Below are 20,857 nucleotides of genomic sequence, written 5' to 3' on the forward strand. Positions count from 1 at the left end.
AGGCGCGGTGCAGCATCGCCAGCGAGTACACGGAGGCGAACACCAGACCAAAGGTGGAGATGACGGTAATCATCGGAACCACTTTGAAGCTGCCGAACAGAATCATAAATTCGCCAACGAAGTTACCGGTACCTGGCATACCCAGGGTGGCAACCGCGAAGAACATGGAGAGTGCAGGCAGCCATTTCATTTTGCCCCACAGGCCGCCCATCATACGCATGTCGCGGGTATGCAGACGTTCGTACAGCTGACCACACAGGATGAAGAGACCGGCAGCGGACAGGCCGTGCGCAATCATCTGGATCACCGCGCCCTGGTACGCCAGCTGGCTACCGGTGTAGATGGCAATCAGTACGAAGCCCATGTGGGAAACGGAGGTGTAAGCAATCAGACGTTTGATGTCGTACTGCGTGAAGGCCATCCATGCACCGTAGAAGATACCGATCACGCCAAGCCACATGGCAATCGGCGCAAACTCTGCGGAGGCGTTCGGGAACAGCGGCAGGGAGAAACGCAGCAGACCGTAGGCCGCCGTTTTCAGCAAGATACCCGCCAGGTCAACGGAACCCGCCGTTGGCGCCTGAGAGTGCGCGTCCGGCAGCCAGCCGTGCAGCGGAACCACCGGCATTTTCACCGCGAAGGCGATGAAGAAGCCGAGCATCAGCAGGTATTCCACGCCGTGGGACATCGGGGTCTTCAGCAGATCTTCATAGTTGAAGGTCCAGACGCCGGTGGCGTTGTAATGCACAAACACCAGCGCCAGGATGGCAATCAACATCACCAGACCGCTCGCCTGGGTGTAGATGAAGAACTTGGTGGCCGCCGTGATACGCGTTTTACCGTCGGATGCCTTGTGGCCCCACAGCGCGATCAGGAAGTACATCGGCACCAGCATCATCTCCCAGAAGAAGAAGAACAGGAACATGTCGATGGCCAGGAACACGCCGATAACGCCGCCCAGGATCCACATCAGGTTCAGGTGGAAGAAGCCCTGGTATTTTTCGATTTCTCGCCAGGAGCAGAGTACCGCCAGAACGCCGAGCAGACCGGTCAGCACGACCATCAGCAGCGACAGACCGTCAATCGCAAGGTGGATCGTGATACCGAAACGTGGGATCCACGGCAGAATGAACTCAGACTGCCACTGCGGAAGGCCCGCAGACTGGGTCAATGAGTAGCCACCCTGCAACCACAGTTGCAGGCCAAGCGCGAGCGTCAATCCCATGGTGATCAGCGCGATCCAGCGCGGCATCTTCACGCCAAAGCGTTCAGTCTGCCAGCACAGGAAGCCGCCGATGAAGGGAATTAATATTAGCCAGGGTAATAACATGGCGATTTTTATTCCTTGTTAAAGTCCCTCAGGGACCGATTTTCAACGAATTCGACAAAATTCACGTGTTAGTGCGGTTTGTGGTGTCGGGTGACGCTCACGCTTACCCGACCTACGGTCTCGTAGGCCCGGTAAGCGCAGCGCCACCGGGCAAAAACCACTATCGCAACACCATCAGCAGCGCCAGCACGACAACCGCACCGATGCTCATGGATGCCACATACCAGCGCAGATAGCCGTTCTCGCTGTACAGCAGGCCTTTACCTGCAAAGCGAGAGAGGATCGCCGGGATATTCATCAGGCTGTTCAGCGGATCGCGCTTCAACAGCCACGCAATGCCCAGGAACGGCTTCACGAAGATCATGTCGTACAGCCAGTCGAAGCCCCATGCGTTGTACCACCAGGTGCCCAGCAGACGGCCCGGCGCGCTGTTGGCAACGGCAGTCACCAGCGTGCGTTTGCCCAGCCACAGCCATGCGGCAATCAGGATGCCCGCGATAGCCACAACGCCGGAGGTGATTTCAAGCGTCAGAACGCGACCGTGCTCAAGCTCGGTTGTTGCCGGCAGTACGCCCTGCAACGGTGGCACAATCATCGCGCCAACGAAGGTGGAGAGTACCAGCAGCACAATCAGCGGCAGGTGGTGGGTAATCCCCTTCCCTGCGTGGGCGTGAATTTGTTCTTTACCGTGGAAGACGATGAAAATCATACGGAAGGTGTACAGGGAAGTCATAAACGCACCGACCAGACCCGCAACCATCAGATTGATATGACCATTCGCCATGGCGCCCGCCAGGATTTCATCCTTACTGAAGAAGCCTGCGGTAATCAGCGGCAGTGCCGCCAGCGCCGCGCCGCCTACCAGGAAGCAGATATAGACCAGCGGGATGGACTTACGCAGTCCGCCCATTTTGAAGATATTCTGCTCGTGGTGGCAGGCCAGGATCACCGAACCGGATGAGAGGAACAGCAGCGCTTTAAAGAACGCGTGCGTCATCAGGTGGAAAATGGCTGCGTCCCACGCCTGAACGCCCAGCGCCAGGAACATGTAACCAATCTGGCTCATGGTGGAGTACGCGAGAACGCGTTTGATGTCGGTCTGCACCAGTGCGGCAAAGCCTGCCAGCACCAGCGTAACCGCACCGACGATACCCACCAGATGCAGAATTTCCGGGGTCATCAGGAACAGGCCATGGGTACGCGCAATCAGGTAGACACCGGCGGTGACCATGGTCGCAGCGTGGATCAGCGCGGAGACAGGGGTTGGACCCGCCATCGCGTCGGCAAGCCATGTCTGCAACGGCAGCTGTGCGGATTTACCCACAGCACCACCCAGCAGCATCAGCGTTGCCCACCACAGCATGTTGTTGCCTGCTTCGAAGTGCGCTGGCGCCAGTTCCACCATTTCGCGGAAGTTCAGCGTGCCCAGTTCGTTGTAGAGAATGAACAGCGCGAAAGCGAGGAAGACGTCACCCACGCGGGTCACGACGAACGCTTTCATGGCCGCTGCGCCATTCTTCGGATCGGTGTAGTAGAAACCGATCAGCAGGTAAGAGCACAGACCCACGCCTTCCCAGCCCAGATACATCAGCAGCAGGTTATCGGCCAGCACCAGAACCACCATGCTGGCGATAAACAGGTTGGTGTAGGCGAAGAAGCGGGAGTATCCCTCTTCACCGCGCATATACCAGGAGGCGAACATGTGGATCAGGAAGCCCACGCCGGTGACCACGGAGAGCATGGTCAGAGACAGACCATCCAGCACCAGGTTGAAACCGATGTTGAAGTTACCGACCGACATCCAGTTCCACAGCGGCACGCTGTAGGCCTGACGTCCATTGTTAAAGAAATCGATACCCGCATACGCTGTCACCAGCGCAGCCAGACCGATTGAGCCAATGCCCACAGTGGCAGACAGATTCTCAGACCAGCGGCCGCGAGAAAATGCCAGCAGCACGAAGCCAATCAGCGGAAAAATAATGGTTAAGGCAAGCATGTTCATCCACGCAACTCACTTACTGAATCTATGTTCAGGTTCTGGCGGCGACGATGGAGCTGCAGCAACAGCGCCAGGCCAATACTCGCTTCGGCAGCCGCGAGGCTGATGGCGAGAATGTACATCACCTGACCGTCGGCCTGGCCCCAGTAGCTACCGGCGACCACAAAGGCCAGCGCGGAAGCGTTGATCATGATTTCCAGACCGATCAGCATAAACAGCAGATTGCGGCGGATAACCAGACCGGTTAAGCCCAGAACGAACAAAATCGCAGCGAGGATCAGTCCATGTGTTAAGGGGATCATGCGCGCTCCTCCGTTTTTCTTTTCGCACGGTCATCAGTGCGGTTGCTCAGCACCTCACCCACACGTTCTTCGCGACCGACGTGGAAGGCAACAACCAGGCCCGCCAGCAGCAGCATAGAGGCCAGTTCAACCGCCAGAACGTACGGACCAAACAGCGCAATACCAACAGCCTTGGCGCTGATTGGCGTGCCGTCAATGCCCTGGTCGTTAACGCCCAGAATAGCGTAAACAATCACCACCAGCATGATGGCCGACAAAATTGCCGGGCCAATCCACACCTGCGGTTTTAACCATTGACGTTCCTGCTCAATTTCAGAGCCGCCCAGGTTGAGCATCATCACCACGAACACGAACAGCACCATAATGGCACCCGCGTAGACGATAATTTCCAGCGCACCGGCAAAATGCGCGCCCAGCGCAAAGAACACCCCGGAAATAGCCAGCAGCGAAATGATTAAATACAGCAACGCATGCACCGGATTGGTGTGCGTGATCACTCGCAGCGTAGCCAGGATGGCGATAAGGCCACAGATATAAAAAGCGAATTCCATTGCCCTCTCCTTACGGTAACAGGCTCTTGACGTCGATAGGCTTAGCTTCGTTCTCTGCTTCGCCCTTATCTTTGCCGTCGATTGCCATACCCGCCATCCGGTAGAAGTTATATTCCGGGTATTTGCCCGGACCGGAAATCAGCAGATCCTCTTTCTCGTACACCAGGTCCTGACGCTTGTACTCACCCAGCTCGAAGTCTGGAGTCAGCTGAATCGCCGTGGTTGGGCACGCTTCTTCACACAGACCGCAGAAAATGCAGCGTGAGAAGTTGATGCGGAAGAACTCAGGGTACCAGCGGCCGTCCACCGTCTCGGCTTTCTGCAGAGAGATACAGCCTACCGGACACGCTACCGCACACAGGTTACAGGCTACGCAGCGCTCGGAACCGTCCGGGTCGCGCGTCAGCACGATACGGCCACGGTAGCGCGGCGGCAGATATACCGGCTCTTCCGGATACATCCGGGTTTCGCGTTTGGCAAACGCGTGCAGGCCGATCATCCAGATACTGCGTACCTGGGTGCCAAAGCCTACGAGTAATTCTTTTAAGGTCATGATCTCAAAGCCCCTTATGGCTGCTGCCAGAGAATGACAGCCGCCGTTACCAACAAGTTGACGAGCGTCAGCGGCAGGCACACTTTCCAGCCGAAGGACATTACCTGGTCATAACGCGGACGCGGTAAGGACGCACGAATCAAAATGAACATCATCATGAAGAACGCGGTTTTCAGCGCGAACCAGATGAACGGCGGTAAGAACGGGCCATGCCAGCCACCAAAGAACAGCGTTACCATCAACGCGGAAATGGTGACGATACCGATGTACTCGCCCACGAAGAACAGACCGAATTTCATACCGGAATATTCAATGTGGTAACCGTCGGCCAGTTCCTGTTCGGCTTCTGGCTGGTCAAACGGGTGACGGTGACACACCGCCACGCCCGCGATAGCAAAGGTCACAAAACCAAAGAACTGCGGGATAACGTTCCAGATGTCGGCCTGGTTGTTGACGATGTCGGTCATGTTGAATGAACCGGCCTGCGCCACCACGCCCATCAGGGAGAGCCCCAGGAACACTTCGTAGCTCAGCGTCTGCGCGGAAGCACGCATCGCACCCAGCAGCGAGTATTTGTTGTTACTGGACCAGCCTGCGAACAGCACCGCGTACACCGCGAGGCCTGCCATCATCAGGAAGAACAGAATGCCGATGTTCAGGTCAGCCACCACCCAGGTCGGGCTGACGGGAACGATAGCAAACGCCAGCAGCAGCGAGGTAAAGGCGATCATCGGCGCCAGCGTAAAGATCACGCGGTCCGAGAAGCGCGGAACCCAGTCCTCTTTAAAGAACATCTTGATCATGTCCGCCACCAGCTGGAGTGAACCACCCCAGCCCACGCGGTTCGGTCCGTAACGGTTCTGGAACAGACCGAGCAGACGACGTTCACCAAAGCTCATGAACGCGCCGCAGGTGACGACCACCAGCAGAATGACGACCGCTTTCAGAATGCTCAGCAGGATGTCGATAAGATCCGGCGTTAACCAACTCATGCTTTTGCCTCCTGAAGGTTATCAAGATGCGCACCCGCCAGGACCGGCGCGATGCCAGGCATACCCATCGGCAGACCCACCTGCCCTGCTGACAGGCTTTCAGAAATAATCAGCGGCAGGCTGATTGTCTGGCCGTCGTAGCTAAAGGCAATGTTCGCACCCGCGTTAACGCCAAGCTTCGCGGCATCCGCCGGGTTGAGCTTGATGTACGGCTGCGGCATACGCTGCTGGAATACCGGAGAACGCTGGGACATTTCGTCGCTACCGAACAGATGGTAGTACGGCGCAATACGCCAGTGGCCTTCCTGAGCCTGGAAACGTTCCGGAACGGTAGAGAAGAAGTCCAGACCGGTTTCGGAGGCTTCAATCAGACGCACGCCCGGATCGCCGTGGCGCAGATGACCACCCACTTCAGCCTGGAATTTGTTCCATGCCTGTGGGGAGTTCCAGCCCGGTGCCCATGCAAACGGGATTTGCGAACGCGGCGCAGACGGCTGGTTGTTCCCTTCCATCGAGAAGGCGAACATGGTGTCTTTATCCTGCGGCTGACGCGGTTCGTGCACGCTGATATTGGCACGCATCGCAGTACGACCGCTGTAGCGGTGCGGCTCACGCGCCAGTTTCTGGCCGCGAATACGGAAGCTTGCGTCAGGCGCGGCGTCTTTAATGCCCGCCAGCTGAGGCAGTTTCTCAACAACCGCGTCGATAACGTGGTCGAGCTGCGTCCAGTCCACTTCACGGCTCTGCACGGTGCTGTGCAGAGAGTGCAGCCAGCGCCAGCTTTCCAGCATCACGGTGTTGCTGTCGTAGTAGGCCGGGTCATAAACCTGGAAGAAGCGCTGTGCGCGGCCTTCGTTGTTGATCACCGTCCCGTCGCTTTCTGCGAAGCTTGCAGCAGAGAGCACCAGGTGTGCTTTGTCCATGATCGCGGTGCGCTGATGGTCGATAACCATCACCAGCGGTGCTTTGGAGAGCGCGGCGTCAACGCGAGCGGCGGAAGCGTGGCGATGCAGGTCATTTTCCAGCACTACCACCGCATCAGCAGAACCGGATTCCAGTTCGCTTAACGCTTCTTCCAGCGAGCCGCCGCCAATCATGCCCAGTCCGATGCTGTTCACCGCACGGGCAATCATGGTCACACCGACGTCAGCGCCACGGCCCTTCAGGGCTTTGGCAACGTTCGCTGCGGCCTGAATGATTTCAGCGCTACCGGCGTTGGTACCGGAAATAATCAGAGGTTTCTTCGCCCCCGCCAGCGCCTGAGCAATCACGTCGACCTTGTTCTGCAGGTCGCGATCCAGTTCAACGGCCGGCGAGTTGCTGTCCAGCGCGTGGGCAATGGCAAAGCCGAGGCGCGCCTGATCTTCAACCGGTGCGCAGTAGGTCCACGCGGCGATATCGTCCAGACGGGTGTTGTCGACGTTAGTCACAAACAGAGGATGCTTCGCGCGCTGGCCGATGTTGAGGATCGCCGCAATCTGCCAGTCAGCCACTTTCTGCGCCGCTGCCATTTCACGTGCTTTACCCTTCACCGCCTGACGAACCGCCAGAGCCGCGCGTGCGCCGGTCTGCGTCAGGTCTTCCCCGAGCACCAGAACCGCATCATAGGATTCGATTTCGCGCAGCGCAGGCGTATGTACACCGCCTTCACGCAGCACTTTCAGCACCAGTTGCAGACGTTCCTGCTCGCCATGGGCGATACCGGTATAGAAGTTTTCCGCCCCAACCAGCTCGCGCAGCGCGAAGTTGCTTTCGATGCTGGCGCGCGGGGAGCCGATGCCGATCACTTTCTTCGACTGACGCAGAATATCTGCCGCGCCCTGCATCGCCTGTTCAGCGTTGAGGGTAATGACGTCGTCGCCACGGCGCTGAACCGGCTGACGCGGACGGTCTTTCAGGTTCACATAACCATAGCCAAAACGACCGCGATCGCAGAGGAAGTAGTGGTTAACGGTACCGTTGTAACGGTTTTCGATACGACGCAGTTCACCGTAACGTTCACCCGGGCTGGTGTTACAGCCGAGGGAGCACTGCTGGCAGATGCTTGGCGCAAACTGCATGTCCCATTTACGGTTGTAACGCTCGGAGTGGGTTTTATCCGTGAACACGCCGGTCGGGCAGATTTCTACCAGGTTACCGGAGAATTCGCTTTCAAGCGTACCGTCTTCCGGACGACCAAAGTAAACGTTGTCATGCGCGCCATACACGCCCAGATCCTGACCGTCTGCATAATCTTTGTAGTAACGCACGCAGCGGTAGCAGGCGATGCAGCGGTTCATTTCGTGAGAGATGAACGGCCCCAGATCCTGATTTCGGTGGGTACGCTTGGTAAAGCGATAGCGACGGAAGCTGTGACCAGTCATGACGGTCATATCCTGAAGGTGGCAGTTACCACCCTCCTCACACACCGGACAGTCGTGTGGGTGGTTGGTCATCAACCACTCCACTACGCTTTCGCGGAACTGTTTGGCTTCTTCGTCATCAATCGAAATAAAAGTGCCTTCGGTGGCTGGCGTCATACAGGACATCACCAGTCGACCACGCGTGTCTTCCGCGTTTTGATATTGCTTCACCGCACACTGGCGGCAAGCACCGACGCTGCCCAGCGCCGGATGCCAGCAAAAGTACGGAATATCGAGGCCAAGAGACAGACAAGCTTCCAGCAGGTTGTCCGCCCCGTTGACTTCGTATTCTTTGCCGTCTACATGAATCGTAGCCATTAGCATGCTTCCAGTTGGCTCGGCCGAAACCGAGCGTTAATCAAAATTCTGTTTTTACCAGCGTGCTTTCAGCAGGTTCGGCTGAATACCATTGATAGAATGGGTATTGCTGAACGGCTGCTTGATGCCTGCTTCGAATTCGTCGCGGAAATATTTAATCGCGCTCTGCAGCGGCTCGACGGCACCCGGTGCGTGGGCACAGAAGGTTTTACCTGGCCCTAAGAATCGACACAGTTGCTCAAGTGTCTCGATATCGCCAGGCTGGCCTTCGCCACGTTCGATAGCGCGCAGGATCTTCACGCTCCACGGCAGACCGTCACGGCATGGTGTACACCAGCCGCAGGACTCGCGGGCGAAGAACTCTTCCAGGTTACGCACCAGGGATACCATGCCGATCTCGTGGTCGACGGCCATCGCCAGCGCGGTACCCAGACGGCTGCCTGCTTTACCAATGCTTTCGAACTCCATTGGCAGGTCAAGGTGGGCTTCGGTTAAGAAGTCTGTCCCTGCCCCACCCGGCTGCCAGGCTTTGAATTTCAGGCCATCGCGCATGCCGCCGGCGTAGTCTTCAAGAATTTCACGTGCGGTGGTGCCGAACGGCAGCTCCCAGACGCCAGGATTCTTCACGCGACCTGAGAAGCCCATCAGCTTGGTACCGGCATCTTTACTTGATGAGATGCCCTGATACCACTCCACGCCGTTCGCAAGGATAGCCGGAACGTTACACAGGGTTTCGACGTTGTTTACACAGGTCGGTTTACCCCACACGCCGGAGCTTGCCGGGAACGGTGGCTTGGAGCGCGGGTTCGCGCGGCGGCCTTCCAGGGAGTTAATCAGCGCGGTTTCTTCACCGCAGATATAACGCCCGGCACCGGTGTGCACGAACAGCTCGAAGTCAAACCCGGTGCCCAGGATGTTTTTACCCAGCAGTCCGGCTTCAGTGGCTTCGGCAATCGCGCGACGCAGGTTTTCAGCCGCTTCGATGTATTCACCGCGCAGGAAGATGTAGCCACGGTACGCTTTCAGCGCGAACGCGGAGATCAGCATGCCTTCCACCAGCAGGTGCGGCAGCTGTTCCATCAGCAGGCGGTCTTTATAGGTACCCGGCTCCATTTCATCGGCGTTACACAGCAGGTAACGGATGTTCATGGATTCATCTTTCGGCATCAGGCTCCACTTCAGACCGGTGGAGAAGCCCGCACCGCCGCGCCCTTTCAGGCCAGAATCTTTTACCGCATTAACGATGTCGTCTGGCGCCATGCCGCCGAGGGCTTTACGCGCACCGGCATAGCCGTTTTTGCTCTGATATTCGTCGAGCCAGACCGGCTGTTTGTCATCGCGCAGACGCCAGGTCAGCGGATGCGTCTCAGCAGTACGAATTACAGTTTTCATTTGTACTGCTCCAGCAGGTCAGGAATCGCTTCCGGCGTCAGATGGCTGTGAGTGTCCTCATCAATCATCATGGTCGGTCCCTTGTCGCAGTTACCCAGGCAGCAGGTTGGCAGCAGGGTAAAGCGTCCGTCGAACGTCGTCTGGCCCGGCTTAATATTAAGTTTCTTCTCAATCGCAGCCTGAATGCCCTGATAACCGGTAATGTGGCAGACAACACTGTCACAGTAGCGGATCACATGGCGGCCGACCGGCTGACGGAAGATCTGGCTGTAGAACGTGGCTACGCCTTCTACGTCACTTGCCGGAATGCCCAGCACTTTTGCGATCTCATAGATCGCCCCATCCGGCACCCAACCACGCTGTTTCTGTACGATTTTCAGCGCTTCAATGGACGCCGCACGCGGGTCTTCGTAGTGGTGCATCTCGTGCTCAATGGCGGCACGCTCTGCTTCACTCAGCTCAAAAGCCTCGGTTTGTGGTTGTTGATTCTCGTGCATAATTAGCGGTCCACATCTGACATAACAAAATCGATACTACCCAGATACACAATCAGGTCGGAGACCAGACTGCCGCGAATGGCGGCCGGGATCTGCTGCAGGTGCGCAAAGCTTGGCGTACGCACGCGGGTACGGTAGCTCATGGTGCTGCCGTCGCTGGTGAGGTAGTAACTGTTGATACCCTTGGTCGCTTCAATCATCTGGAAGGATTCTTGTGCCGGCATGACCGGGCCCCAGGAAACCTGCAAGAAGTGGGTGATCAGGGTTTCGATATGTTGCAGCGTGCGCTCTTTCGGTGGCGGCGTCGTCAGCGGGTGATCCGCCTTGAACGGGCCTTCCGGCATGTTGTTGAGGCACTGCTCAAGGATGCGCAGGCTCTGGCGCAGCTCTTCCACTTTCAGCATCACGCGGGTGTAGCAGTCGGAAACGCCGCCGCCAACCGGGACTTCAAAGTCGAAGTTCTCGTAGCCAGAGTAAGGACGGGCTTTACGCACGTCGAAATCAATACCGGTTGCGCGCAGGCCAGCACCTGTGGTTCCCCACTCCAGCGCCTCTTTCGCGCCGTAGGCGGCAACGCCTTGGGAGCGGCCTTTCAGGATGGAGTTACGCAGCGCGGCTTTCTCGTAAGACGCCAGACGTTTCGGCATCCAGTCGAGGAATTCACGCAGCAGGCGGTCCCAGCCGCGCGGCAGATCGTGCGCCACGCCGCCGATGCGGAACCAGGCTGGGTGCATACGGAAACCGGTAATCGCTTCCACCAGATCGTAAATTTTCTGACGGTCGGTAAAGGCGAAGAAGACCGGCGTCATCGCGCCGACGTCCTGAATGAACGTGGAGATGTACAGCAGATGGCTGTTAATACGGAACAGTTCAGACAGCATCACGCGAATCACGTTAACGCGATCCGGGACGGTGATGCCTGCCAGTTTCTCAACAGCCAGCACGTATGGCATCTCGTTTACGCAGCCGCCGAGGTATTCGATACGGTCGGTATACGGAATGTAGCTATGCCAGGACTGACGCTCGCCCATCTTCTCAGCACCACGGTGGTGGTAGCCAATGTCAGGCACGCAGTCGACAATCTCTTCGCCGTCAAGCTGAAGAATAATACGGAATGCACCGTGCGCAGACGGGTGGTTTGGACCGAGGTTAAGGAACATGAAGTCCTCGTTTTCGGTGCCGCGCTTCATGCCCCAGTCTTCCGGCTTGAAGGTCAGCGCTTCCATCTCCAGATCCTGCTTGGCTTTGGTCAGCTCAAACGGGTCGAATTCGGTGGCGCGTGCCGGGTAGTCTTTACGCAGCGGGTGGCCAGTCCAGGTCTGCGGCATCATGATGCGCGTCAGATGCGGGTGGCCGTCGAAGGTCATGCCGAACATTTCCCAGGTTTCACGCTCGTACCAGTTAGCGTTCGGGAAAAGTTTGGTGATCGTCGGCAGATGCATGTCGTTTTCAGACAATGCCACCTTGAGCATGATATCCGTGTTGCGGTCTATTGAGATCAGGTGGTAGAAAACGGAAAAATCCGCAGCAGGGAGACCCTGGCGGTGCGTTCTCAGACGTTCGTCCATGCCGTGTAAGTCAAACAGCATGACGTAAGGTTTTGGCAATTTCTTGAGGAAATCGACAACTTCCAGTAATTGCTCACGCTTCACCCAAACAACGGGTACCCCGGTGCGGGTGGCCTGAACAGTAAAGGCATCCGGCCCAAAACGGTTGCGCAGTTCGCCAATGACGGGGTCATCGAGATGATCCCGGGTCTGCCAGGCGGCTTCTTGCGCGGTTAAGTCGGTCATATTGTTCACCATTGCAAATGGTCCGTGGTGACTGTTAAGCCTGGCTTCGCGCTATTTGAGTAGTGATATGCGAAGGTGTTCTCCAGGCCCACAGGCGCAAATTAAATTTCGTCAGGCGTACGCAGGTTGGTGACGGCAATACGTTCGCCACGTTTACGCTCGCGCTCAGACTGCATGTTCGCGCGATAGACACCTTGATCGCCAACAACCCAGGAGAGCGGACGGCGTTCTTTACCGATTGACTCCTGCAGCAGCATCAGCGCCTGCATATAGGCCTCTGGACGCGGCGGGCAGCCCGGGATGTACACATCCACCGGAATGAACTTATCAACGCCCTGCACAACGGAATAAATGTCGTACATACCGCCGGAGTTTGCACATGCGCCCATGGAGATTACCCATTTTGGCTCCAGCATCTGGTCATAAAGACGCTGAATAACCGGTGCCATCTTGGTAAAGCAGGTCCCGGCCACCACCATCAGGTCAGCCTGACGTGGAGAAGCACGCAGTACCTCGGCCCCAAAACGCGCAACGTCATGCACCGCAGTGAATGACGTCACCATTTCAACGTAGCAGCAAGAAAGGCCAAAGTTGTATGGCCAGATGGAGTTCTTACGACCCCAGTTGACCATATCGTGCATGGCATGTTCGAGTTTGCCCATGTACACGCTTTTGTTAACTTCTTGCTCCAGGGGGTCGGTTACGATCTCCTGTTTTTGCAGGGGGTAACGGTCATTCTCACCGTTAGGATCTATGCGGGTGAGCGTATAATCCATCTTATTGCCTCGCTGTTACTGCTGACGATTAGAGATACTGTTTTCCGGGTTGATGTGTTCACGGCGTGAACGCACAGGTGTCCAGTCCAGCGCGCCAATACGCACCAGATAAACCAGACCGGCCAGTAACACTAAAATGAAAATTGCGGCCTCGACAAAGCCCACCCAACCACTTTCGCGAATGGAGGTAGACCACGCGAAGAGGTAAAGCGCTTCCACGTCGAAAATGACGAAGAACATGGCTACCAGGTAGAACTTGGCAGACAGGCGTAAGCGAGCGGTACCTACTGAATCAATACCTGATTCGAAAGGTGTGTTCTTGTGCCTTGCGCGGGCGCGACCGCCCAGGAACCAGCCGCCGACTAACATCAGGCAGCACAGGCCAATGGCTACAATAAGAAAGATTGCGAATGCCCAGTGATGAGCGATGACTTCTGTGGATGTTGACATACTCATTGCTTACTCATCAAAAGTGATACCGACGACACTGCTCTTGCTGGCAGATGGGCATCACATCGATTCATGGGGAGGAACAAAATAACCTTACACTAACTGTCAGAAATGAGACATAGACAGCAAAATGATGGGGTTTTTTACTCCTTTCTATAACCTTTTGTCAACTTTAACAAAGGTTTCTTCACATTAAATTACAACGTGCGATTCTCATTAACATTTGGTGCCCTTTAACCCTGGTGGGTACATGACTTTACGTCAAATGCATCTTGTTGAATCGTGTCCGTTTTGGAAGTAAAAAAAATAACCCTCCTATTTTGACAGGATTTGCCAACGATTCCTCCCCCCAAATGGGAGTATTTTCTTGATCTGAGACACGCTTTTGTTAATTCAATCAAAAAAACAGCAACATATTTCCTGTTTTTTTAACATCGGCGGGGTATTAGGCAAGTTAGAAGAGGTATCGTTTATAACTTAACCAAAAGCATTTTCTGCATTGATAAATAAGCGGTATTTGCTTTAACCCTGCTCCGTTCGCGGTTATGAATAGCAAAAAAAACCACTCGCAGGAAAAAATCATGCGAGTGGCTCTTTTTTGCACTTACATTTTGTTACGAGAATTTTGGGGGAATGATCACTCAAAATCCCTTTCCACAATCAGGGAGTCATTCCCTCCTTCCGGAGTAACAGGCGCGTACTGCCATGGATTGTGGTAGTTTTCCATTGCCTCGAATACCACTTTCGCTAGCTCGTTATTGCTGGCGGAATTATGGCACAGCAGGTACTCCGTATCCGGCAACGACGGGAGTCCCTCAGATTGACCCAGCACACGCAGATCGGGGCTCATCATCTCCACCGGACGGGCTGTTACGCCAAGTCCGGCCTTCACTGCCGCTCGTACCGCAGGCAACGTTGACGCAACGTACGCCAGGCGCCACGGAATACTGGCTTCGTTGAGCGCAGTCAGCACCATATCGCGGAACGGACTAGGATCGTCCAGCAGGACCAGGGGTATTGGCTCACCTTTTTGCAATACGTACTCCGCGGCACAGTACCAGTGCGTAGGAGAAGTACGCAGCGTCAGGCAGTCATACTGGCCAGGTCGATGCGTGGTGACCACCAGGTCAACCTCGTTTTCTTTCAGCATCTCAACCATGAAGGCATTGCGTTTAACGCTAACGTCCAGGGCAAGCTTCGGATAAACCGAGCTAATTCGGTTGAGAAGGAAGGGCAAAATGGTATCTGCTGATTCATCTGACGCCCCTAATGTTAACACTCCCTGAAGGTTGCTAAACATTAATGACATACAGGCTTCATCATTAAAGCGCAGTATCTTTCTGGCATAACCCAGAAGCTGAATACCATGTTCTGTTAAAAGCTTATTACGTCCATGACGCGCAAAAAGCTCTTTACCAACCAGTTGTTCCAGCCGCTGCATTTGCTGACTCACGGCGGACTGGGTACGGCAAACGGCGGCAGCAGCTGCTGCAAAAGTGTTGAGATCGGCGACCGCAACAAACGTTCTCAGCAGATCGAGGTCGAGATTCATTATCGGACGATTTGCATTTATCATATCTTTTCACTTTCAGGTTGCTCGTGCGGAGCTGCCCGGGTTGAAGCTGTGTGTAACAGTTAAGCAATTCCTTCTGAAGAGTTTCCCTCGCGTCCCGGCCCGGCAGACTGCCTGACAGATAGTTATTGTACTTTGGTATATCAACAGTCAGAAATCACGTTTCATGACGTTATTTTTATTCTCTTGCGTTCAGGATATTTCGTTATCTGAAGGTAGATGTAAATTCCATTAAGAGTAAGACATGTTTTCTGCCATCTATATCGCAGCGTTGCCAGCGTAGCAAGATGTGACTTACCCAATCAGCCAGAGATTACTTTAGCAATAACAATCGATTAATACAGGAAGGCAGAAGCTGATATACGTAACAGGCCTATCGCTACGCTGCATTCCCAAAACACATCTTAACCCAAATCCACTATATTTATAAGTCTTATTGCAATATAACGGATTTAACGCCAATGATAAGCAACTACACTCTTTTTATTAAAATTAACGAAAGTTGCATTTTCGTCGTTAATAATAAATAAAGTTTAATTTAGATTCAGGCCATTCATTAATAACACTTAACATTAATTTCACATGAGTAACTTTTAACCTGGCTTTGCTAATAGAGCAAACTGTATCTCAGCATTCAGGTTTTACGAATGGTCACTCAGGGGGACTAACGCTTCAGCCCGGATCGTCTTTTTATTTAAATCAGAATAATATTAATATTTATATGAAACTTTCAGCATAAAAAACCCAACATTAAGCGTTTTCACGGTAATTTCAGGCGCAAAATCACTCCATCATTAGATTAAGCAATCACAGCAGTGCTGCCTGGTTGGACAAAATCTTCTTCTGTGCGCCCTTCAAAACGAAGCGCGGTGGGAGTACATTGTTCCGTGCTGCTTCCACGGCAGGAAGTTGCAATAATAGCGAAAAGGTTAAAGGTTCATGTCCCCTATCGAAAAATCCAGCAAGCTCGACAACGTCTGTTACGACATCCGTGGCCCGGTACTCAAAGAGGCAAAACGCCTTGAAGAGGAAGGCAATAAGGTTCTGAAACTCAACATCGGCAACCCCGCGCCATTTGGTTTTGAAGCGCCGGATGAGATCCTGGTGGATGTGATCCGTAACCTGCCCACTGCACAAGGCTACTGCGATTCAAAAGGGCTTTATTCCGCCCGTAAAGCCATTATGCAGCACTATCAGGCTCGCGGTATGCGCGACGTCACCGTTGAAGATATCTACATTGGCAACGGTGTCTCGGAGCTGATCGTTCAGGCGATGCAGGCGCTCCTGAACAGCGGCGATGAAATGCTGGTTCCCGCTCCAGACTATCCGCTGTGGACGGCTGCGGTATCTCTCTCCAGCGGTAAAGCGGTGCACTATCTTTGCGATGAATCGTCGGACTGGTTCCCGGATCTGGATGACATTCGCGCCAAAATAACACCGCGCACCCGGGGAATCGTGATCATTAACCCGAATAACCCGACGGGCGCGGTCTATTCAAAAGAGCTGCTGATGGAGATCGTCGAGATCGCCCGCCTGCACAACCTGATCATCTTTGCCGACGAGATTTACGACAAGATCCTGTACGACGCGGCGCAGCACCACTCTATCGCCGCGCTGGCGCCCGATCTGCTGACGGTCACCTTTAACGGACTGTCTAAAACTTACCGCGTTGCAGGTTTCCGTCAGGGCTGGATGGTACTGAACGGTCCGAAAAAACATGCGAAAGGCTACATTGAAGGGCTGGAGATGCTGGCATCCATGCGTCTGTGCGCCAACGTACCGGCGCAACATGCGATCCAGACAGCACTCGGGGGCTATCAAAGCATCAGCGAGTTTATCGTTCCAGGCGGCCGCCTCTATGAACAGCGCAACCGTGCATGGGAATTAATTAATGATATTCCGGGCGTCTCCTGCGTGAAGCCTAACGGCGCGCTGTATATGTTCCCGAAAATCGACGCGAAGCGCTTCAATATTCACGACGACCAGAAAATGGTGCTCGACTTCCTGTTGCAGGAAAAAGTGCTGCTGGTTCAGGGGACGGCGTTTAACTGGCCGTGGCCGGATCACGTGCGTATTGTAACCCTGCCGCGCGAAGACGATCTCGAAATGGCCATCAGCCGCTTCGGACGATTCCTCTCGGGGTACCATCAGTAACGCTGACTTTCCGCCGGGTGGCGCTGCGCTTACCCGGCCTGTAACATCTGCAAATTTGCATCTTCCCTCCCCTCCCCGCACAATGAAGTCCGTCGCAGTGAAGACATAAGGTAACCTATGAGTCAGAGTCATTTCTTTGCCCACCTCTCCCGCCTGAAACTCATCAACCGCTGGCCGCTGATGCGCAACGTGCGCATTGAAAATGTGTCTGAGCACAGTTTGCAGGTTGCTATGGTCGCTCATGCGCTGGCAGCAATTAAAAACCGCAAATTCAACGGGCAGGTTAATGCCGAACGTATCGCCCTGCTGGCGTTGTACCACGATGCATCGGAAGTGCTGACCGGGGATCTGCCTACGCCGGTGAAATATTTCAACTCGCAGATTGCCCAGGAATATAAGGCCATTGAGAAGATTGCCCAGCAGAAGCTGATCGACATGGTGCCTGATGAGCTGCGTGATATCTTCGGGCCGCTGATCGACGAGCATCAGTATACGGAAGAGGAGAAATCCCTGGTTAAGCAGGCCGATGCGCTGTGCGCCTACCTGAAATGTCTGGAAGAGTTATCTGCGGGGAATAACGAGTTCCTGCTGGCGAAAACGCGCCTGGAGAAAACGCTCGACTCCCGCCGTAGCGAAGAGATGGATTACTTTATGCAGGTGTTTGTGCCGAGCTTCCATTTGTCGCTGGATGAGATCAGTCAGGATTCACCGCTGTAGTTTTTCGCCCAGCGGCGCTGCGCTTGCAGGGCCTACGGATCACGTAGGCCGGGTAAGGCGTAGCCGCCACCCGGAAATGTTCTCAGAACGGGAATAACACCGGAATCAGCACCACGCATACCAGCATCACCAGCACGGTGAACGGCACGCCAATTTCACGAAGTCGCTGGATGAGATTAGCAAGGATTCACCGCTGTAGTTTTTCGCCCAGCGGCGCTGCGCTTGCAGGGCCTACGAATCACGTAGGCCGGGTAAGGCGTAGCCGCCACCCGGCGATGTTCTCAGAACGGGAATAACACCGGAATCAGCACCACGCATACCAGCATCACCAGCACGGTGAACGGCACGCCAATTTCACGAAGTCGCTGGATGAGCTCAGTCAGGATTCGCCGCTGTAGTTTTTCGCCCAGCGGCGCTGCGCTTGCAGGGCCTACGAATCACGTAGGCCGGGTAAGGCGTAGCCGCCACCCGGCGATGTTCTCAGAACGGGAATAACACCGGAATCAGCACCACGCATACCAGCATCACCAGCACGGTGAACGGCACGCCCAGCTTTACAAAATCGCTGAATCGATAGTTTCCCGGCCCCAGCACCAGGGTATTGACCGGGGAAGATACTGGCGTCATAAATGCCGCGGACGCCGCCATCGCTACCACCATCGCAAACGGATAGGGCGAAACGCCCATCGATTTTGCCATCGCCAGCGCAATAGGCGCCATCAGCACCGCCGTTGCGGTATTGGAGATGAACAAACCAATGGTGGCGCACATGACGAACAGGCAAACCATCATCAGGTACGGACCATATCCCCCGCCCGCGTCCATTAAGCCTTTTACGATCAAATCCACCCCGCCGGTTTTCTGTAGCGCCAGGGCGAAGGGCATCATCCCAACGATGAGAATGATGCTTGGCCAGTGAATCGCTTTGTAAGCGCTTTCGGCGTCGATACAGCGGAATTTGCCCATTAACAGACAGGCGATTATCGCCGCCACCGGGTTAGGGATCTCGTCCGTCAGCATCAACGCGACCATCAACACCAGGCAAAAAATCGCATGGGGCGCCTGACTGTGCGCCGGTGACGCGTCGCTCTCTTCAATCGGCATATTCAGCACCACAAAATCGCGGCCTTTCTGCCCGAGCTGGCTAATCAGTTTCCAGTTGCCGACCACGAGGAAGATATCCCCGAGCAGGATCGGCTCATCCACCACCGCCCCTTCAAGGGCTACGCCATCGCGCTTCAGGCCCACCACGTTGAGGCCATAGCGGGTACGAAAGCCGATTTCGCGCACGGTTTTGCCCAATAACTCCGATTCCGGGATCAGCGACACCTCGGCCATTCCCACATCCAGCGCCCGGTCGGAGAAATACTCGCCGCGCAGCACCATCGGCTCCAGCAGCTGCTCGCTACAAAACTCTCGCAGATCCACGTCCGCGGTGGACATATCAATCAGCAGGACGTCACGCGCGCGAAACTCTGACACCCCATTCACGTTAACGATTACCCGACGAAAACGACGCCAGCGCTCAACCCCGATGACGTTCGCGCCATAGCGTTCGCGTAGCTTAAGGTCGTCCAGCCGCTGGCCTATCATCGGCGAACCGGGGCGGATAGCCAGCCGACGGGCGCGCCCGGTCAGACGGTACTCTTTGATCAAATCGCGAAAAGTTCGCCGCTTCCAGCCCTCTTTGGCTTTGTCCTGCTTCTCCCCTTTCAGCGCGAAACGGGTCAACAGCATATAGATAATGCCCATCACCAGTACAACCAGCCCGATCGGCGTGACGCTGAAAAAGCTAAACCCCTCAAGCCCCTCACGGATCAGTTCGCTGTTTACGACGAGGTTCGGCGGGGTCGCGACCAGCGTCATCATGCCGCTGATGAGCCCGGCAAAGCTCAACGGCATCATCAGCCGCGACGGGGAGATCTGCATCCTCATGCAGACGCTCAGCACAACCGGAATAAAGATGGCCACGACCCCCGTCGAGCTCATAAACGCACCCAGTCCGGCGACCGTCAGCATCAGGTAAATCAGCATTTTGGTTTCGCTGCTGCCCGCCACTTTAACCAGCCACGACCCCATCATTGTCGCCACGCCGGTGCGTACCAGCCCGTCGCCAATAATAAACAGGGCGGCAATCAAAATAACGTTGGGATCGCTAAACCCGGAAAAGGCTTCCGGCAGGGAAAGGGTACCGCTCAGAACGAACGCGACAATCACAAACAGGGCGACGGCATCCATGCGCACCTTGCCCGTGGCAAAAAGAATGATGGCGATTAACAGCAGGCTCAGGACCCAAATCAGTTCACCGTTCACAACATGTCCTTGTCAGTGGAGGAGAAGCAATTCTGCCATAAAAAAGCCCCGGTAATGCGGGGCTATATCATGGGATTACATTTTTAGCGAGACGGTTACAACGCCGTCTGATGCCTTCGAGACGTCGATGGCGGTCAGAGTATTAAGCACAAAATCTGCCTCCTCCAGCCGGGGGGACCCCGCCGGGACGTTAACGGCAATGACGTGGCTTCCGGCGTTCAGCCCGGCCAGCACGCCTGCCGCCGCGTCTTCCACCACCACGCACTCCGCTGGCGCAAGGCCGAGCAGTTCAGCGCCGAGCAGAAACGCATCCGGTTCGGGCTTGCCGCGCTTTACGCGCTCAGCGGTAATGAAGACGTCCGGCGTCGGTAAACCGGCCGCCTTATGGCGGGCATGCGCGACAGGAACCGAGCCGGAGGTGACGATAGCCCACGGGATCTGCGCTTCATTCAGATGCTCAAGCAATTCGCGCGCACCGGGCAGCGCGGTGATGCCCTCAGTGTCGGTAGCTTCAATCTGCTCCAGATATTTGAACTCCGCCTGAATCTCTTCCTCAGGACGTCCCGCCAGGAAGTGCCGCAATGAGGTAATGGCCTGTTTGCCATGGATGAAATTCAGTACATCCTGATGGTCAATGCCGTGCCTGTCGGCCCAATGACACCAGGAACGCTCCACTACCGGCAGCGAATCCACCAGCGTACCGTCCAGATCAAACAGAAAACCTTTACACTGCACACGCACCTCC

Annotated in this window: 17 protein-coding genes; 2 read left to right on the forward strand and 15 right to left on the reverse strand. The window is 55.3% G+C overall.

What is annotated here, in order from left to right; genetic code table 11:
* From nuoM to lrhA, 13 genes are all read right to left on the reverse strand, one after another.
* Window positions 1-1,330 (reverse strand): NADH-quinone oxidoreductase subunit M (nuoM, locus tag HP459_RS06640; RefSeq protein ID WP_171936040.1); only part of this gene is annotated, 1,330 nt, incomplete at its 3' end.
* Between the two features lie 160 nt (window positions 1,331-1,490).
* Complete coding sequence (gene nuoL / locus HP459_RS06645) at window positions 1,491-3,332, reverse strand: NADH-quinone oxidoreductase subunit L (RefSeq protein ID WP_023300625.1); 1,842 nt, start codon at window positions 3,330-3,332, stop codon at window positions 1,491-1,493.
* Complete coding sequence (gene nuoK, locus HP459_RS06650) at window positions 3,329-3,631, reverse strand: NADH-quinone oxidoreductase subunit NuoK (protein ID WP_006176506.1); 303 nt, start codon at window positions 3,629-3,631, stop codon at window positions 3,329-3,331. Before nuoK ends, nuoL begins: the two co-directional genes overlap by 4 nt.
* Complete coding sequence (gene nuoJ, locus HP459_RS06655) at window positions 3,628-4,182, reverse strand: NADH-quinone oxidoreductase subunit J (protein ID WP_006176507.1); 555 nt, start codon at window positions 4,180-4,182, stop codon at window positions 3,628-3,630. Before nuoJ ends, nuoK begins: the two co-directional genes overlap by 4 nt.
* Window positions 4,183-4,192: 10 nt before the next feature.
* Window positions 4,193-4,735 (reverse strand): NADH-quinone oxidoreductase subunit NuoI, encoded by a 543-nt coding sequence (gene nuoI / locus HP459_RS06660; protein ID WP_003861491.1) that lies wholly within the window; start codon window positions 4,733-4,735, stop codon window positions 4,193-4,195.
* Window positions 4,736-4,749: 14 nt separating this feature from the next.
* Window positions 4,750-5,727, reverse strand: a complete 978-nt coding sequence (gene nuoH, locus HP459_RS06665; RefSeq protein WP_022648828.1) for an NADH-quinone oxidoreductase subunit NuoH — start codon at window positions 5,725-5,727, stop codon at window positions 4,750-4,752.
* Window positions 5,724-8,447: an NADH-quinone oxidoreductase subunit NuoG gene (nuoG, locus tag HP459_RS06670; RefSeq protein WP_171936041.1), complete on the reverse strand. Its 2,724-nt coding sequence runs from the start codon at window positions 8,445-8,447 to the stop codon at window positions 5,724-5,726. The genes nuoH and nuoG overlap by 4 nt, the downstream gene beginning before the upstream one ends.
* Before the next feature lie 54 nt (window positions 8,448-8,501).
* Window positions 8,502-9,839, reverse strand: coding sequence for an NADH-quinone oxidoreductase subunit NuoF (gene nuoF, locus HP459_RS06675; RefSeq protein WP_006811381.1), 1,338 nt, complete (start codon window positions 9,837-9,839; stop codon window positions 8,502-8,504).
* A complete protein-coding gene (gene nuoE, locus HP459_RS06680; protein ID WP_006176513.1) occupies window positions 9,836-10,336 on the reverse strand; it encodes an NADH-quinone oxidoreductase subunit NuoE in 501 nt (166 codons plus the stop codon). Before nuoE ends, nuoF begins: the two co-directional genes overlap by 4 nt.
* Before the next feature lie 2 nt (window positions 10,337-10,338).
* On the reverse strand, window positions 10,339-12,141 hold the full coding sequence (gene nuoC, locus HP459_RS06685) for an NADH-quinone oxidoreductase subunit C/D (protein ID WP_003861484.1): 1,803 nt from the start codon (window positions 12,139-12,141) through the stop codon (window positions 10,339-10,341).
* An 89-nt stretch (window positions 12,142-12,230) separates the two neighbouring features.
* Entirely contained in the window at window positions 12,231-12,905 is a 675-nt protein-coding gene (nuoB, locus tag HP459_RS06690) for an NADH-quinone oxidoreductase subunit NuoB (RefSeq protein ID WP_003861482.1), read from the reverse strand.
* Between the two features lie 15 nt (window positions 12,906-12,920).
* Entirely contained in the window at window positions 12,921-13,361 is a 441-nt protein-coding gene (gene nuoA / locus HP459_RS06695) for an NADH-quinone oxidoreductase subunit NuoA (protein WP_003861475.1), read from the reverse strand.
* A 631-nt stretch (window positions 13,362-13,992) separates the two neighbouring features.
* Window positions 13,993-14,931, reverse strand: coding sequence for a transcriptional regulator LrhA (gene lrhA / locus HP459_RS06700; RefSeq protein ID WP_171936042.1), 939 nt, complete (start codon window positions 14,929-14,931; stop codon window positions 13,993-13,995).
* A 936-nt stretch (window positions 14,932-15,867) separates the two neighbouring features.
* Here lrhA and alaA point away from each other — a divergent pair.
* Together alaA and yfbR are read left to right on the forward strand one after the other, a co-directional pair.
* On the forward strand, window positions 15,868-17,082 hold the full coding sequence (gene alaA / locus HP459_RS06705) for an alanine transaminase AlaA (RefSeq protein WP_022648831.1): 1,215 nt from the start codon (window positions 15,868-15,870) through the stop codon (window positions 17,080-17,082).
* Between the two features lie 117 nt (window positions 17,083-17,199).
* Complete coding sequence (gene yfbR / locus HP459_RS06710) at window positions 17,200-17,799, forward strand: 5'-deoxynucleotidase (RefSeq protein ID WP_171936043.1); 600 nt, start codon at window positions 17,200-17,202, stop codon at window positions 17,797-17,799.
* A 480-nt stretch (window positions 17,800-18,279) separates the two neighbouring features.
* Here the strand turns inward: yfbR and HP459_RS06715 are convergent, their stop codons facing one another.
* Complete coding sequence (locus tag HP459_RS06715) at window positions 18,280-20,112, reverse strand: SLC13 family permease (protein ID WP_022648833.1); 1,833 nt, start codon at window positions 20,110-20,112, stop codon at window positions 18,280-18,282.
* A 75-nt stretch (window positions 20,113-20,187) separates the two neighbouring features.
* Window positions 20,188-20,847, reverse strand: a complete 660-nt coding sequence (locus HP459_RS06720; RefSeq protein WP_022648834.1) for a sugar phosphatase — start codon at window positions 20,845-20,847, stop codon at window positions 20,188-20,190.
* Window positions 20,848-20,857 lie beyond the last annotated feature (10 nt).

The organism is Enterobacter sp. CM29, assembly GCF_013179605.1.
Classification (GTDB): domain Bacteria; phylum Pseudomonadota; class Gammaproteobacteria; order Enterobacterales; family Enterobacteriaceae; genus Enterobacter; species Enterobacter intestinihominis.

Excerpts from the sequence above, each read along its gene's own strand:
- nuoJ (WP_006176507.1), bottom strand. The coding sequence starts at position 4,182 with ATGGAATTCGCTTTTTATATCTGTGGCCTTATCGCCATCCTGGCTACG.
- nuoC (WP_003861484.1), bottom strand. The coding sequence starts at position 12,141 with ATGGTGAACAATATGACCGACTTAACCGCGCAAGAAGCCGCCTGGCAG.
- nuoI (WP_003861491.1), bottom strand. The coding sequence starts at position 4,735 with ATGACCTTAAAAGAATTACTCGTAGGCTTTGGCACCCAGGTACGCAGT.
- nuoL (WP_023300625.1), bottom strand. The coding sequence starts at position 3,332 with ATGAACATGCTTGCCTTAACCATTATTTTTCCGCTGATTGGCTTCGTG.
- nuoH (WP_022648828.1), bottom strand. The coding sequence starts at position 5,727 with ATGAGTTGGTTAACGCCGGATCTTATCGACATCCTGCTGAGCATTCTG.
- nuoF (WP_006811381.1), bottom strand. The coding sequence starts at position 9,839 with ATGAAAACTGTAATTCGTACTGCTGAGACGCATCCGCTGACCTGGCGT.
- nuoA (WP_003861475.1), bottom strand. The coding sequence starts at position 13,361 with ATGAGTATGTCAACATCCACAGAAGTCATCGCTCATCACTGGGCATTC.
- nuoG (WP_171936041.1), bottom strand. The coding sequence starts at position 8,447 with ATGGCTACGATTCATGTAGACGGCAAAGAATACGAAGTCAACGGGGCG.
- nuoB (WP_003861482.1), bottom strand. The coding sequence starts at position 12,905 with ATGGATTATACGCTCACCCGCATAGATCCTAACGGTGAGAATGACCGT.
- nuoK (WP_006176506.1), bottom strand. The coding sequence starts at position 3,631 with ATGATCCCCTTAACACATGGACTGATCCTCGCTGCGATTTTGTTCGTT.
- alaA (WP_022648831.1), top strand. The coding sequence starts at position 15,868 with ATGTCCCCTATCGAAAAATCCAGCAAGCTCGACAACGTCTGTTACGAC.
- yfbR (WP_171936043.1), top strand. The coding sequence starts at position 17,200 with ATGAGTCAGAGTCATTTCTTTGCCCACCTCTCCCGCCTGAAACTCATC.
- nuoE (WP_006176513.1), bottom strand. The coding sequence starts at position 10,336 with ATGCACGAGAATCAACAACCACAAACCGAGGCTTTTGAGCTGAGTGAA.
- lrhA (WP_171936042.1), bottom strand. The coding sequence starts at position 14,931 with ATGATAAATGCAAATCGTCCGATAATGAATCTCGACCTCGATCTGCTG.